General features: G+C 58.3%; 16 protein-coding genes. 8 read left to right on the top strand and 8 right to left on the bottom strand.

Annotated features, from left to right (window positions below; all coding sequences use genetic code 11):
* Positions 1 to 84 precede the first annotated feature (84 nt).
* The 6 genes from HDF16_RS16640 to HDF16_RS16615 all read left to right on the top strand — a co-directional run bounded on the left by HDF16_RS16640 (position 85) and on the right by HDF16_RS16615 (position 4,246).
* Positions 85 to 867, top strand: a complete 783-nt coding sequence (locus HDF16_RS16640) for a hypothetical protein (protein WP_184218792.1) — start codon at positions 85 to 87, stop codon at positions 865 to 867.
* A 13-nt stretch (positions 868 to 880) separates the two neighbouring features.
* Positions 881 to 1,621 carry a hypothetical protein gene (locus HDF16_RS16635; protein ID WP_184218789.1) on the top strand — a complete coding sequence of 247 codons (741 nt, stop codon included), beginning with the start codon at positions 881 to 883 and terminating at the stop codon, positions 1,619 to 1,621.
* 79 nt (positions 1,622 to 1,700) lie between these two features.
* Complete coding sequence (locus tag HDF16_RS16630; protein ID WP_184219263.1) at positions 1,701 to 2,327, top strand: RNA polymerase sigma factor; 627 nt, start codon at positions 1,701 to 1,703, stop codon at positions 2,325 to 2,327.
* Positions 2,327 to 2,725: a hypothetical protein gene (locus HDF16_RS16625; protein ID WP_184218787.1), complete on the top strand. Its 399-nt coding sequence runs from the start codon at positions 2,327 to 2,329 to the stop codon at positions 2,723 to 2,725. The genes HDF16_RS16630 and HDF16_RS16625 overlap by 1 nt, the downstream gene beginning before the upstream one ends.
* 59 nt (positions 2,726 to 2,784) lie before the next feature.
* Positions 2,785 to 3,330: a zinc ribbon domain-containing protein gene (locus tag HDF16_RS16620; RefSeq protein ID WP_184218783.1), complete on the top strand. Its 546-nt coding sequence runs from the start codon at positions 2,785 to 2,787 to the stop codon at positions 3,328 to 3,330.
* Between the two features lie 28 nt (positions 3,331 to 3,358).
* The gene (locus tag HDF16_RS16615; protein WP_184218781.1) at positions 3,359 to 4,246 is read left to right on the top strand and encodes a LytR/AlgR family response regulator transcription factor; all 888 of its coding nucleotides are present in this window, start codon (positions 3,359 to 3,361) and stop codon (positions 4,244 to 4,246) included.
* On the opposite strand, the gene HDF16_RS16610 is transcribed toward HDF16_RS16615, so the two are convergent.
* The 6 genes from HDF16_RS16610 to HDF16_RS16585 form a co-directional block, all read right to left on the bottom strand.
* Positions 4,243 to 4,818: a class D sortase gene (locus HDF16_RS16610; RefSeq protein WP_221312808.1), complete on the bottom strand. Its 576-nt coding sequence runs from the start codon at positions 4,816 to 4,818 to the stop codon at positions 4,243 to 4,245. The two genes, HDF16_RS16615 and HDF16_RS16610, sit on opposite strands and share 4 nt — an antisense overlap.
* Positions 4,819 to 4,896: 78 nt before the next feature.
* Positions 4,897 to 5,745 carry a hypothetical protein gene (locus tag HDF16_RS16605; RefSeq protein ID WP_184218775.1) on the bottom strand — a complete coding sequence of 283 codons (849 nt, stop codon included), beginning with the start codon at positions 5,743 to 5,745 and terminating at the stop codon, positions 4,897 to 4,899.
* Between the two features lie 181 nt (positions 5,746 to 5,926).
* A complete protein-coding gene (locus tag HDF16_RS16600) occupies positions 5,927 to 7,390 on the bottom strand; it encodes a GGDEF domain-containing protein (RefSeq protein ID WP_184218772.1) in 1,464 nt (487 codons plus the stop codon).
* A gap of 146 nt (positions 7,391 to 7,536) precedes the next feature.
* Positions 7,537 to 8,751: a glycosyltransferase family 39 protein gene (locus HDF16_RS16595; RefSeq protein WP_184218753.1), complete on the bottom strand. Its 1,215-nt coding sequence runs from the start codon at positions 8,749 to 8,751 to the stop codon at positions 7,537 to 7,539.
* Positions 8,752 to 9,045: 294 nt separating this feature from the next.
* Positions 9,046 to 9,426, bottom strand: coding sequence for a gamma-glutamylcyclotransferase family protein (locus tag HDF16_RS16590; RefSeq protein ID WP_184218750.1), 381 nt, complete (start codon positions 9,424 to 9,426; stop codon positions 9,046 to 9,048).
* Positions 9,427 to 9,435: 9 nt separating this feature from the next.
* Complete coding sequence (locus HDF16_RS16585; protein WP_184218747.1) at positions 9,436 to 9,786, bottom strand: STAS domain-containing protein; 351 nt, start codon at positions 9,784 to 9,786, stop codon at positions 9,436 to 9,438.
* 345 nt (positions 9,787 to 10,131) lie between these two features.
* On the opposite strand from HDF16_RS16585, the gene HDF16_RS16580 reads away from it, so the two are divergent.
* Both HDF16_RS16580 and HDF16_RS16575 read left to right on the top strand, forming a co-directional pair.
* Positions 10,132 to 10,458 (top strand): DUF2442 domain-containing protein, encoded by a 327-nt coding sequence (locus HDF16_RS16580; protein WP_184218744.1) that lies wholly within the window; start codon positions 10,132 to 10,134, stop codon positions 10,456 to 10,458.
* Between the two features lie 231 nt (positions 10,459 to 10,689).
* Positions 10,690 to 11,307, top strand: coding sequence for a sce7726 family protein (locus HDF16_RS16575; protein ID WP_221312807.1), 618 nt, complete (start codon positions 10,690 to 10,692; stop codon positions 11,305 to 11,307).
* Here HDF16_RS16575 and HDF16_RS16570 read toward each other — a convergent pair.
* Together HDF16_RS16570 and HDF16_RS16565 are read right to left on the bottom strand one after the other, a co-directional pair.
* Positions 11,225 to 12,319 (bottom strand): beta family protein, encoded by a 1,095-nt coding sequence (locus HDF16_RS16570; RefSeq protein ID WP_184218739.1) that lies wholly within the window; start codon positions 12,317 to 12,319, stop codon positions 11,225 to 11,227. The genes HDF16_RS16575 and HDF16_RS16570 overlap by 83 nt on opposite strands.
* Positions 12,312 to 13,133, bottom strand: a complete 822-nt coding sequence (locus HDF16_RS16565) for an FRG domain-containing protein (RefSeq protein WP_184218736.1) — start codon at positions 13,131 to 13,133, stop codon at positions 12,312 to 12,314. The genes HDF16_RS16570 and HDF16_RS16565 overlap by 8 nt, the downstream gene beginning before the upstream one ends.
* Positions 13,134 to 13,170 lie beyond the last annotated feature (37 nt).

Below are 13,170 nucleotides of genomic sequence, written 5' to 3'. Positions count from 1 at the left end.
TCCGTTTCCCCTTTGAAACATTGCGAACGACTGCCGCGTCTTCTGCTACGGAACAAGTTGTTGAAGTCGCTGAGGGTTGCACCCATGCAGAGCCTCCCCGCACTCCTTCTCGCGCTGTCCGTCGTTGCCACGCGTCCGGCCATCGCCCAATCCGGTGCACCGACCACGCAACTCCCCACCGGAACCCGAATCCCTCTCGCCGTTATCCGCCCCGTCTGGTCGAAGAGCGTCAAGCCCGGCGACCCCATCTACACCCAGACCACCTTCCCCGCCACCGTCGATGACCACGTCGCCATCCCTTCCGGCACCTACGTCGAAGGCCAGATCGATTCGCTCACCAAGCCCACCCGCAAGCAGAACCACGCCACGTTTGCGATCCACTTCACCAAGATCATCTTCGCCAACGGCTACACCGCCCTCCTATCAGATTCCGCAGCCCGAGCAACGCTGGACATCCAGGCCAGCCCGGCCAACGATCTCCTGCTCGACAACGGCGCGCAGATCGAGATGACGCTTGGATCGGCTCTCACTCTCGACTCCGCACAGGTCGCCGCAGCAATCCCGGCCTCTAAGCCCCTCCAACCCGGAAGCTTCAAGTCCGCCACACTCTGCCGTCCGACGCCCGGATATCCCGGCTCTCCGGGAAGCCCAGACACCGTCATCCCCGGCAGCCCAGGAACGCCATCCACCACGATCCCCGGGGCAAATGGCTCTCCGGACATCACTATTCCCGGAACTCCAGCGACTCCTGCAACCGTCATCCCCGGTTCACCGGGAACGCCGGATACTCCGGGAACATTCTGCCCCTCTCCGCCTCTCGTCCTCTCGAGCAGCGCAGCCTCCCCAACCACAGCCAAGCACGACTAGAAAGCGAACCGTCATGCGCTCCAGTGTCACTGCCACACTCCTGATCGTCTGCCTCGTGTTCTCTCAGCTACCAGCCTCCGCGTCGGGCCAGGCAGCCCAACCCGCGACTGTCACCATCTCTGCAGGAACCGTCATCCCGCTCACCCTTGTCAGCCAGATCAAGAACAAGTCCTCCAAGCCCGGCGACTCCATTCGCGCCGTCGTAGCCTTTCCGGTCACGGTCGGTACACAAATTGCCATTCCTGCCGGAACCTACGTCGAAGGCACCCTGCTCACGCCAGCGCCGACGGTGAAGCACCAGCCCGACCCCGGCGTAAGAATCCACTTCACCCGGCTCGTCTTCGCCAATGGATACAGCGCTTCGCTCGATGCGACCCAGACTGCCGCGCTGGAAATCCCGTCATCCGCTCCATCACCTCAACATGGAACCATGGCGCTCTTCGCCAACTTCGACCCTATCTGCATCTTCCGCTCGATCGGCTTCAGTACGCCCACGCTTCCAAACGGCTGGCGAAGCTGGCTCATGTCGCCCCAGGCCACTCCGCCTATGACTCCCACCCTGCCCAAGACTGGCCCATCACCCGGCATCTTCATCGGCATCACCGCCGGAATCGCCGTCGCAACCATCCTCGCGGCGATCCTGTTCCACCATCGATCCGGCACCTCCGACTTCATCGTCCACGACGCCGGATGGCAGTTCCAAATGAAGCTGGATGCTCCACTCACACTGAATACCGCCCAGATCGTTCCTTAAACTCCACGGAAATCCCCTAAAATTAAGAGAAACCGCGACTTTTGTTCTGAAACCGCCGTCTGATCCTTATATGAAAGCCATGGCCCTACCCCTATCCGCCGCGATGGTCGAGCAGAACGAGCGCGAGAACCTCGCCATTGCACACGGATTGAAGCGGCAGGACCCTGAGCTTTTGGACAAGTTGATCGAGCTCTACCAGCACCGCCTGCTGCGCTATTTGCTGTTCCTGACCGGCAAGCGCGAAGTCGCCGAGGACCTCTTCCAGGAGACCTGGATGCGCGTCCTGCTCCGCGGCGCACAGTACAACGGCAAGGCCCGCTTCGACACCTGGCTCTTCACCATCGCCCGCAATCTAGTCATCGATCTCTCCCGCAAGCGCACCATGGCCAGCCTGGACGAGATGAGCGAGGGCGGCGAGGACGAACGCCCCTTCGAGATCGCCATCGAAGGCCCTTCGCCGCTTGACCAATTCCGCTCCCGCGAGGACTGCGCCGAAGTCGCCGAGGTACTGCTCAAGCTCGAACCGAACTACCGTGAGGTCCTCGTCCTTCGCTTTCACGAGGAGATGTCGCTCGACGAGATCGCCAAGATGACCTCCGCGCCGCTCTCGACCGTGAAGTCACGGCTCTACCGCGGTCTCGCCGCTTTGAAACCGGAGATGGAACGGATCCGCCGGACTCCGCCGGCAACGGGGGTAACCCGCTGATGCAGGATGGAGCTGGACGCGAGACCACACCGAGCAGGCTGGAAGACGCGATCTCTCAGGCTCCGGCTGCGCGAACGGTGCTTCGCGAGATGAATACGAGTGCCAGCTCCGCCATGGTCAACCGGACCCACCGCGTCATCCGGGAACGCGCCCGCACCGTCAAGGAACGCCGCTCGAAGATTCGCAGCCTCTGGATTCCCTTCATCATCTTTTCGTCGCTGCTTATTGGAGTCTGTTTCGCAGTCTGGACCGTCCTTGAAGAGTACGAGCTTTATGCATCCGGCTCGCAGGTTTCTGGCTACCAGGTTGTAGTACCTCTTCTCTGGTCGATTCCTGTTTCAGCCGCGGTGCTGGCCGTGGTATGGTTCCGTCAATCGCGACCCGACACAACTCGTTAGTTCAGCCCGGCACGAGGCATCCCCCAGGAAACATCCAAGAAGTACCCAAGGGAATTTTGATGAGAGCATTCTGGCATCACGAAAACAAAGAGAACGATCGTCAGGAGCCCTCGACCAGCGAACTCAGCCTGATTCCCGGCTGGTCGATCGCGCTCGCCGCCATCGCCTTTCTGGCAGCTCAGTATCTCTTCCACTTTGTTTTGCCTCATCACAAGCCGGACATGCTTCCGATGCGGCTGATGATGAGCTACTCCTGCGGAACCCTGCTTGCCAGCTACGTCCTGATGATCGGCTATGTCAGCCGCGACGTTCGCCGCCGCGGCATGTCGGCCCCGCTCTGGATGCTGATCGTCATCATCATGCCCGGCGGCGTTGGAGCCGTTGTCTACTTCCTGCTGCGCCAACCCATGTTGACGCGCTGCCCACACTGCTCGACCGAGATTGCCTCCACCTTCCACTTCTGCCCGCAGTGCCAATTCCAGATGGCTCCCGTGTGCGGCCAGTGCTTTCGTGGCGTGCAGATCACTGACGTCTACTGCACCCAGTGCGGACATGACTTGGCAGAGGACCACTCGCCCGCACGTCTTCGCGTCTTCCGCGATTAGATCATTCAAGGACTAAACTGGAGATCTGATGGCACCTCAATCCAGTCCGGCCGTAACGCCTGGTCTCAGTGGTCCAATACCCTCTCCGAACCGAATCACCGCCATCGTCGTCGATGACGAACCGCTCGCCCGCCAGGAACTCGTCTATCTTCTCGAACAGGCCGACGGCCTCGAGGTGCTGGCCCAGGGCACGAACGGGATTGAAGCTGTCGATCTCATCCGGTCCCTGCAGCCGGACCTTGTGTTTCTCGACGTCCAGATGCCTGGCCTGGATGGCTTTGCCGTCCTCAAGAAGCTCCTCGACAAGAAGATCGGGCTGCCACAGGTTGTCTTCGCCACAGCCTTCGACCAGTATGCTGTCCGCGCCTTCGAGGTCAATGCGGTCGACTACCTGCTGAAGCCATTCGACCGTAGCCGCGTCCTCAAGACGATTGAGAAGGCCCGGGCACGCATTGCGACGCCTCAGGAAATATCCCAGGAGACGCCCGTCGAATCGGACAGCGAAAGCCGGATCAATGCTCTCTTGAAGTTGATGGAAGAACAGGTCCAGGCACCTCGGCTCTCCTCTCTCAGACCACAGATTGGCAAAGTTGTCGTGCGCGCGCAGAACCGCCTCCTGCTCGTCGATCAGCGCGAGATTTGCTATGCCTCGATCGAAGATGGAGAGATCAATGTCTTCGCCGCCGCAGTAGATGGTCAATCGAACTGCCGCACGCTGGAAGAGTTGATGGACCTGCTCGACCCCGCGATGTTTTGGCGTGTCCATCGATCATTTGTCGTCAATATCCAGCACATTCGCGAGGTCGTTCCGTGGTTCAAGTCCAGCTATCAACTCCGCATGGACGACTCGAAGAAGACGGAGATCCCGGTAAGTCGCGCGCAGACCAAGCGCCTTCGCGAGCTCTTCAATCTCTAGCGCTTCACGTCGTCCGGCGCTACAGATATCAACTCCGCATGCACCACGAATCGCTTCGGGGCCTTGCCGATGTAGCTGAATGGGTAACAGGTGATGAGCACCAGCCCTGGAGTGGACTGGATATCCAGAACGCTCGCCTTATCGGGCGTTACAATCTCGGTGGAACTCACGCGGTAATGATAGGTTCCTATCCGGTCGGTCAGTTGAACATCCATCCCTCTAGCTGCTTTACGAAGCTGGCGAAAGTGAGTGTCGCGGTGCCCCGCAATGCCCACCGTTCCCAATCCACCGGGATACGCCGTTCCAGGGATGTGCCCCGCGCCTTCACTCAAACTTGTAGAGTCGTCGCCAGCCAGCAGCGGTGTGACAAGGCCAATTGACGGGATCTCGACCCTGCCGACAACCTGGGGAGAGACGCCTCCAATGACAGCCCAGCCCTCGCCCTGACCGGGAGCCAGATCCGCTGAACCTGACTCCTTCGACTCCGGCACGAGCTTCTCAGCCGCCTGACGGGCGGAGTGCATTCGAAACCCGACCGCCATGCAGACCGTAAGCAGAATAAGTCCGGCCACCGATAGAAACATCTCAACACGCTGAGCAAAAATGTTTCGCCTTCGGTCCGGCAGTGCCGTGTCGATCATGGCCTGGAATTACGCTTTGCCGCGCGCGAGGCGCAGCGATCCGGCTGTGACCAACATTCCAAATGAAAGAGCCGCCAGTAGAGGCAGGTCGCTCGCAGTCTGAGGAAGACTGGTTGCCACCGGCCTGGGCTTGACCTTCGAGACCCTCGCCGGCGTCGGGACTACGGCCACGGGAGGCGTTGGCCGCTGGCTGGCACTCCGGACTTGCGCTAATTCCTCGGGGGGCTCGTTGCGTGCTACCTGCGTCGTCGTAGCGGGTTCAGCAGGAGCGACGAACCTCTTTGCCGCGATTGCCGGTGTCTCATTCTTCGGCCCAACACGAGTCGCTTCCAGCATCCAGAGCGTGACCACCTCTCGATCCTCCGGCGTTAGCTTTGGATCGGGCTTCCGTCCCTCAGATTCGGGATCGATCGCAGGCACGCTGTAGGTATTGAGCTTTGCCAGGGCGACGGCCTGGTCTTTGGGATAGACGAACTCAAGTGTGTTTCCGCCGGGAAAGGAGAAACCGCGAATCGCCGCAGATCCCTTCGGAGCGTAGGTCCAGAGGATCGGCCCCTGATGGTGAACTGCCACAAAGGGATCGAAATCCGGGTTATGGAGACCGATGAATGTAGCGAGTGCTCGGCCTGCACCGTCATCGACTCGAAGGATGTAGCGATCCTTCAAGTGGTCGAGAATCCTGATCGAATAGGTTCCGGCGCCGAGGACGTGACCTGGAATGGTCGTCTTGGCATCCAGATGAAGAGGTGCCGAGACGAGGACATAGTCTGGATTCTGAGCTAAAGCGGAGGGGGCGGAACAGAGAGCTGGGACAGCCAAAAGGCACGCGGCCAGCACGGAAGGATAAAAGATCTTCATGGGCAACTCCTGGCACAAGCGGACAGGGTTCCCATGGAAACTTGCTCCGGATACCCACATGCACTGGAGAATCGGATGCCGATTCACAGACCGAAGTTAGCGTTGTTGCCTAAGGCCGAAGCGTTGTTGCCTAAGACCGACAGAACGGTAAACGATGCGGAACTTCCTCCTGTACGCACTCTCAAGCACGCATGGGCACAATTCTATGATCAGGATCAGCTCCGTGAACCCGGTTACGTCCCGCAGATTTTGCCTGATAGAGAGCCGCGTCGGCGGCCTCCAGAAGTCTGGACTCTTCTTCGCCGTTCACCGGCTTCAGAGCAGCGCAACCCAGGGAGATCGTCACCTGGCCGTCAGCACCGGCACGATGCGGAATCGCCAGGTCGAGCACGGCAAGCCGGAGGTTTTCCGCGATATGGATCGCCCCCTGCAGATCTGTATGTGGAAGTAGCAGCGCGAACTCCTCTCCCCCGAAGCGGGAGAGATGGTCCTGACCGCGCTGCGTCTTGGCCTGCAGCGCGGTCGCGACTGCCTGGAGACAACGATCGCCCGCGTGGTGGCCGTAGATATCGTTGAACTGCTTGAAGTGGTCGATGTCGATCATCACCAGCGCGAGCGGCGTCCCCACCCGAATGGCACGACTCCACTCCTGCGAGAACCGCTCATCGAGCGCCCGGCGATTCGCAATTCCCGTTAGGCCATCCAGAGATGCAAGCAGCAAGAGCTGCGCATTGCTGTCGAGCAGCTCCGCCGCCATGCGCCGCCGCTCCAGGATCATGATGGAGGCGGGAAAGAGTGCCACCAGGTGGAAGCCGAGGAAAAGCTGGAAGGCGACGTCGCGGGTCACAGGAAGCCCTGCGGGCCATCTGCCGAATGGCCCCATGGCATGGGTTGTCAGATAAACCGAGATAAAGGAGATTACAGCCACGGCCAGTGCAGAACCCGAGAAGCCGAGCATGGAATCAACCAACAGCAGCGTCGGATACAGGAGAAAGAGCAACGGATACTGGCTGACCGAGAAGACAATCGCAGCGCTGGCGAAGGCGACCCCGAGGACCATCAGCGTCCGCCATGCTGTCTTGCGACGAAACAAGCCCCGCATCTCCGGCGAACGGAACGAGAGCGCCAGTGGCATGATCGCCGCGATGCCAAGCGAATCCGCCGTGGCCCAGTCATCGAGCGCCGAGAGGAACGCCTGATGCGTCGTCAGGTGGAAGTACACCGCAGCCATCACACCCGATACGAGCGGGCCAACGACCAGCGCGCAGACGAATCGGACAAAAATTTGCGGCTTGCGCAGCCAATCTTCCAGAACCGTGAATTTAGGAAGGAACCAGGCGCTGAGAGCGACCTCGATGAGCGAGAAGATACGCTGCCAGATGACCGAACCGAGCGCATTGGCATCCAGAAACTCGCCCAGCCCCATTCCCAGCCCGATACCAAGCAGCATCGCTGGCCACTCCGATTTTGGACGGCAGATCAGCAGCGCGATCGTCACGCCGTTCAACGGCCAGAGAATCGTCCATCCCGCGCTGAAAGCAAAAAGATTCAGCCCCGTATCGGCGACGAAGTAGACGAGGAAAAAAATACAAACGAGCTTAGCCCCTCTGAGAGAGGCCACGCGAGTTGGAGCGGCAACGGACAATGGCCCTCTGTCTCCTAGCGCACACAGCTGCGCCGAGTATCGCTCACGCGCTGCAGGATCGGTATGGCACCTTTGGGGATATCTGGATTTCAGTGATGCGCCATTCTAACCCAGTATCGTCTCGCTAAATTGAGCAGGCTCGAGACTTAGGTGAGGCTTATGGCATCAGCCTGCTTGGGCGCGCTCTCACGGACGCGCGGCGAGAGCCGGAAAACTCCAATTGTCGCGAGGATCACGATCACGGGCTCAATGGGCTGGCGGTAGTCCATGGAGGCGTGGGTGATGTAGTAGGTCAACGGGAAACATGCGATCAGAATGACAAATGGCAGCGCCGCTTCCCTGCGCTGTGTCCAAAGACGCCGTGCGCCGCGCAGCATCATCGCCGTGACGCCGGTGCAGAAGAAGAAGTTTGGCAGATCCAGTGGCTCCAGACGGAGATAGGACGGACTGAAGCTCCAGAAGCCGGTCCAGTAGCGAACAAATCGGCGAACGGTCGCCAGCGCGAACCAGAGCGGATGATGCCTGACGAACTCTGCGGCAAGCCGGTGCTTCTCTGCGAGATACCGTATCTCGCCCACGCGCTGGAACTCCGCCATCTCGACCGGGTTGCTGGCCGGGTGCGCCCAGCGGACGTTGGACTCGAAGCTGTCGCCTGAGTTACCGGCGTAGAACTCCAACCAGAAGTTGTCGCGGATGGGAACAGGTGTGCCCATCCTTCGAGAAACATGCACCACCCAAGGCGCGACAACGGCGAGGAGCGCCAGCATGGCAACCAACGTTTTCGCACGCCAGGGCAGGCCTGCCTTGTGGCGCTTTCGGATGACAAGCAGCAGCAGAAGGGGCAGCACCGAAAGAACTGCCGGGTTTACCAGCGCGGTAAAGCCGTAAAGCGCTCCGAAACCGAGCCACCCCCATGTCCGATGGATCTTGTGCAGACGGAGCAGGACCGCGAGGCAGCTTGAGAAGAGCAATGCCGTCAGCGACCACTCCCACACGACGGTAGAGTAGTAGACGGAGAAGGGATAGACCACCCAGGCCCACGCAGCGAAACCAGCGATGCGCGGAGTAGCCGCCGACTTCGCAATGAAGTAGATGGGGATGCAGGTGAGTGAGGAGAAGAGACTGTCGAGGGAGAGGATGACCACGCCTGCATGCAGCGTGTAGATGCCGAAGATGCGGAAGATGCCGGCGAGGAGATACGGAAAGACGGGCGGGACCAGTGCCGTGGGACCGGTGGCCGGCCAGAAGGGCGAACTGAAGCCGTGGCCGTTCGCGATCGAACCGGCGACCCAGCCAAGCTCCCACCCGAAGCTTCCAAAATGTGGACAGGAGTCTTGGAGGCTGCCGTAGATCAACGACACGACGATCATCCGGACAAAGAACGCTACCGAGACCGTGAGAAACAGCAGTGAGGTAGGAGACTTCCGATCATGTCGACGGGCAAGGAAGCGAGCGAAGAGTGATTTCGAACGGGGGCTGGTGCTCTGAAGCTCTAATACCGGCAAACGGAGTCCTTGGTTAGATTCAGATTGAGAGCCCGTGTCAGCAGCCCGGCGAAAGGCAATCTCTGTGCTGATGTTACTCAAATATGAGACGCTCCACCAGAGCAATAGTGATGCACGTGCATCTTGACTTCGCGGATTTGCCTTTTGAATTCAGAGGATAGAACGGTTGTAGGTGTAGACCCAGCAGGCGATCTCAGTGCCCGCATCGGCGCTATCCTGCAGGGTTGCGAGGGTTTGCTGGCGGAGGAAGAGGCTGGCGGCGGGGTCGGAGGTGCGGAAGTCCTCATAGTCGTCGAGGCGGGCGAGGACGGCGGGGTTTTCGGGGAGGATGAAGAGTTCTCCGGAGACGGTGTCGGCGGGGTCATCGCTAAGGACGACGCCGGGATAGGCGCCGAGATCGTAGAGGCGGGCTTGGATGGTGGCCCCGTTTCTCCCTCCGCCGAAGGGCTTCAGGAGGCGGGCGGTGGGGGCGATGGCGGCTGGGGCGCGGTCGGGGTGGAGGGTGCCGTAAATGAAGAGGGGGTCGGGCATCGCTTCACGCTAGGCGACGGTGATGCCATGTTCTTCCGCTACGGCGAAGGTTGAGAGGAGGTTGGTCAGCTTCAGCAGGTTGCGTAACTGCTTGTCGAGATGGAGCAGCTTCAGCTCGCAGCCTGCGCCGCGGGCGTGGACGTAGAGGCGGACCAGGGTGCCGAGGCCCATGCTGTCGACGTAGGTGAGGTCTTTGAGATCGAGGGTCAGGAGCTGGCAGGTGGAGGCGACGTCTTTCAGGTCAGCGTAGAACTCGTCGGTGAGGCCCGCTGTTAGGCGTCCATGGCACTTGACGAAGGCGACTCCGCTCTCACGGATGATGTCGTAGGTGAGCGGCTTGGCGGGTGCTTCTTCGGGCATTGGTGGCTCCGTTTGGTAGAGACAATAGTCCTACCGGAGCATTCTTGCACACTAGCTGTGCCGTCTGTTGCGTCTTTTTTGGATCGAGGACGTGGGTAACCCTCCCCCCATACCTTCTTGTGCAAAATATTCAAACGATGTGGGTTAGGTATATACCACGGGTTGAATTCGGTATGGTTATGCACTCGTCTTTGATGGGAGCAGGTGGAACAGAGAGTCAGGTGTGGGCCGCACGTCTCTTGCTTTTCTTTAAGGAGATCATCGGGTGGATGGTAGCGTCAAGAAGTTTGTTGCGCCGCCCCTGATCTAATTGAAACGAGTTGATGGCAATGGTGGGGACTACGTATGGCTGATTGCACGACGGACGAAGAGATCGACGCGGCGCTGGAACGGGCGAAGGCGTTTGAGAGCTTTCCGCGGATCGTCGAGGCGGTGTATCGGCCTGAGCCGGGGCTTGAGTTCCTGATGCTGCGGCTGAGCGATGGGCGTCGGCTGCTCATTCCGCGCGAGGAGCTTGGGGAGTTGAAGGATGCCACGCCGGAGCAGGCAGTCGATCTGAAGATTGGGCTGCACGGGGTGGATATCTGGTGGCCGCAGTTGGATGATGGACTCTATCTGCCGGATTTTCTGGAGTATCGGTGGGGTAAGGTGCGGGCTGGGGTCGCGGCTTAGTCCGAAGATTTCGGCTTTGAAGCGCTACAAGTTGGAAGGGTTTTCGGTGGAGCGGCCGATGCACTTCGCTACCGCGCGGCGCATGATGTCGTGATCGAGATCAGACCTCGGGCGAAGGCAGCGAAGAAGGGGAGGATTTTGATTGTTGCGGCAGCGAATTCTCGCGAGTACCTCCGAGAGTCCCCTTCGTCAGCTTTCGCCTTTACGTAGTTAGAAATAGTACGATGGGCTATGCGGGATATAGACGTAAGGCGTGCGGTGCTGGCTGAGATGCAACGCATCCATGGCTCAGATCCCGACACCTTGGTCGTTGAGGAAGTTGGGCTATGTCAAGGACTGGCTCGAATCGATATCGCTGTTATCAACGGAAGTGTGCACGGCTACGAACTTAAGAGCGAACGTGACACCCTAGATAGGCTCCCAGCCCAACTCGGCGCATACAGTCAGGCCTTAGAGTTCGTCACTGTCGTTGCAGCTAAGAAACATCTTGCCGAGCTTAAAACCATAATTCCACCTTGGTGGGGAATTTGGGTTGCGTCGCAGAAGGGACAAGTTATGACTCTGACGAACAAACGCGCGGCTCGCCCGAATCCTCAACTCTCGGCACTTGCATTAGCCCAGTTCCTGTGGCGCGATGAAGTTCTTCAATTCCTGGTGGAGCGCCGGATGGATTCGGGATTGAAGAGCAAGTCTCGCCAGCAGCTCTGGGATAAGTTAGCTGCTAACGCCACGCTTGAGGAGCTTAGCGACCTAGTAAGAAAAACGCTTAAGGCTCGCGGTGCGAGTTGGCGATCTGCTCCAAAACAAGAGTTAGATGGTGATTTACACCCACTTTCCTCCATGTCGTAGCATTCCCCGGCCCTTGTGTACCTTCCACGCAATCTGAGATGTATCGATCTCCCCAGCTGAAGTCACGACCGGCATATTCCGGGCGTTCGGTTAGGAGTCGACAGAGTTCGAAATATTGATCAAAGCCGTATTGACGAACATTCCTCGCTTTTAAAATCAGCCAGTCGTCCGCAGTTGTATACCGGATGCTAGCGCTCATCCGCATTTTTCTAGGATCAAGCTCCTTAGTTACAGGATGCGCGATGGAGTAATCACCGAAGATAAGATCGCGCCTCGGCAAGCTAGCTGGCTTGCGTTGCAGAGCTTTCCACAGTTGCCATTCGAGTCGAGGTAAGAGGCTAGTCGACTCAGCATTTACATCACTCAGGTCTTCGGGGAACGAGGCAGCGGCAAGAATAATATTACGCCACTCGTGCTTTCGAGGAATCATAGAAAGAATCGACCTGGCTATAAGAGTCGCCCGGCCAAGATCCGATCCCAGGTCCTTGAGATCAATAATCAAATCCGCAGAAGTAGCTTCGGGTAGGCCCAATCTTGCGATTATCCGATCTACCTCAGAATCTGTTTCAACTTCTTCCCGAAAATCCTCGACAACCAGTCGGACGGCCAACGCGCTTCCCGTGCTGAGGTGATGATTTGCGACAGCTGTCAGATGCTCTTGAGTGCTGCTCGTCAAAATCACTGGCACAACGTCCAGTTCTGCGTTACTGCATCCGCTCAAAATGCCCGCCGACACATTCCCTCCATGATCCAGACGAACACCGTTGTCAAGCGACGACAAATCTAGGAAAAACGGTCTGCGGCCGCACGACCGTTTGAGGCGATCTGGAATACCGGAAACATGCTCCGTAAGGCTCTTGGCCGGCTTACCTACTGCGTGATCGAAGGGAATAGCGGGTGTTTCTATAACAGGCATCAATGCGGTTCTGACATCTCCTGCGAGTTCCTCAAGAGCCGCAAATTCGCCTTCTTTCCCTTTCAGAATCGGCACATAAACAGGTCGGCTACTCATCGTCACCCTCTAACTCAAACCTAAGATTTGTAAACCGTGATGCTCCGATGAGATCGGGAAAGAGAGACAAATGATTGATATTCATTAGATTCAGCGTTCGCAAGCAGTCCAGCCTGCCCGCATCAGGAATCTCAATCTTGATCAGAACCGATTCGTTTGAGTTTTCGAAGAAGTTCGCAACCCATTGTTCAATTGATGTGCCAATCGGTGCTCTCGTGAAGCACCCCCCTTGGCTTACTAAACGCTGGTTCTCATCGTAGAGCGGATCGACGATCTCTATTAGTTGCGGTCTTCCTTTCTCAACGCTCGGCCCATTATTTATCTGCTCCCCAGCAGAAAGCACAGCTGCCTTATTCAATGCGTATACCGTTCTGAATGCGGTAGGATCTGACGCCAATTCTTCAAAAGCGAAATAGGCGGCTGCGAAAGGTGAACGAGTCCAATCGAGTAGCGGCGTCGCTAATCCAAAGTGCTGGCCGAGAGCCCACAATTCGTTTTCAGATAGCTTTGTCGGGCTCGTACCACGACGACCTCGAGCAGCATACCGGAAAGCATCTAATTGCGTCTTGGACTTTTCCTCGAGTGCTTCTGGGCCTGCTGCTAAAAATCCCAATCTACCGAAGAGCCTATCGATTGTGGAACTCAGTGGCCAATCAGACCGGCGCTGGCCGCGCCAAATAAATGAATGGCCCGGAAGCCTTGCAGCTGCTAAGATCTCCGTCTCTATGAGATCAGAGAAGTGCTTCCAACCTTCTAAGCGAAGGGTTCTGACGCCATCCGATGTCTCGACGTGAGTCCAATTTCTGGTTTCCATGGCTGCTCTATGTGTGCAGGATACCTACGATTGAATC

This window comes from Granulicella aggregans (assembly GCF_014203275.1).
Classification (GTDB): Bacteria; Acidobacteriota; Terriglobia; order Terriglobales; family Acidobacteriaceae; genus Edaphobacter.
This window is presented reverse-complemented; position numbering and strand designations above follow the sequence as displayed.

Coding starts and splice junctions, on each gene's coding strand:
- HDF16_RS16605 (WP_184218775.1), bottom strand. CDS start 5,745: ATGAAGATCTTTTATCCTTCCGTGCTGGCCGCGTGCCTTTTGGCTGTC.
- HDF16_RS16630 (WP_184219263.1), top strand. CDS start 1,701: ATGGCCCTACCCCTATCCGCCGCGATGGTCGAGCAGAACGAGCGCGAG.
- HDF16_RS16570 (WP_184218739.1), bottom strand. CDS start 12,319: ATGAGTAGCCGACCTGTTTATGTGCCGATTCTGAAAGGGAAAGAAGGC.
- HDF16_RS16615 (WP_184218781.1), top strand. CDS start 3,359: ATGGCACCTCAATCCAGTCCGGCCGTAACGCCTGGTCTCAGTGGTCCA.
- HDF16_RS16620 (WP_184218783.1), top strand. CDS start 2,785: ATGAGAGCATTCTGGCATCACGAAAACAAAGAGAACGATCGTCAGGAG.
- HDF16_RS16565 (WP_184218736.1), bottom strand. CDS start 13,133: ATGGAAACCAGAAATTGGACTCACGTCGAGACATCGGATGGCGTCAGA.
- HDF16_RS16590 (WP_184218750.1), bottom strand. CDS start 9,426: ATGCCCGACCCCCTCTTCATTTACGGCACCCTCCACCCCGACCGCGCC.
- HDF16_RS16580 (WP_184218744.1), top strand. CDS start 10,132: ATGGCTGATTGCACGACGGACGAAGAGATCGACGCGGCGCTGGAACGG.
- HDF16_RS16635 (WP_184218789.1), top strand. CDS start 881: ATGCGCTCCAGTGTCACTGCCACACTCCTGATCGTCTGCCTCGTGTTC.
- HDF16_RS16575 (WP_221312807.1), top strand. CDS start 10,690: ATGCGGGATATAGACGTAAGGCGTGCGGTGCTGGCTGAGATGCAACGC.
- HDF16_RS16585 (WP_184218747.1), bottom strand. CDS start 9,786: ATGCCCGAAGAAGCACCCGCCAAGCCGCTCACCTACGACATCATCCGT.
- HDF16_RS16640 (WP_184218792.1), top strand. CDS start 85: ATGCAGAGCCTCCCCGCACTCCTTCTCGCGCTGTCCGTCGTTGCCACG.
- HDF16_RS16625 (WP_184218787.1), top strand. CDS start 2,327: ATGCAGGATGGAGCTGGACGCGAGACCACACCGAGCAGGCTGGAAGAC.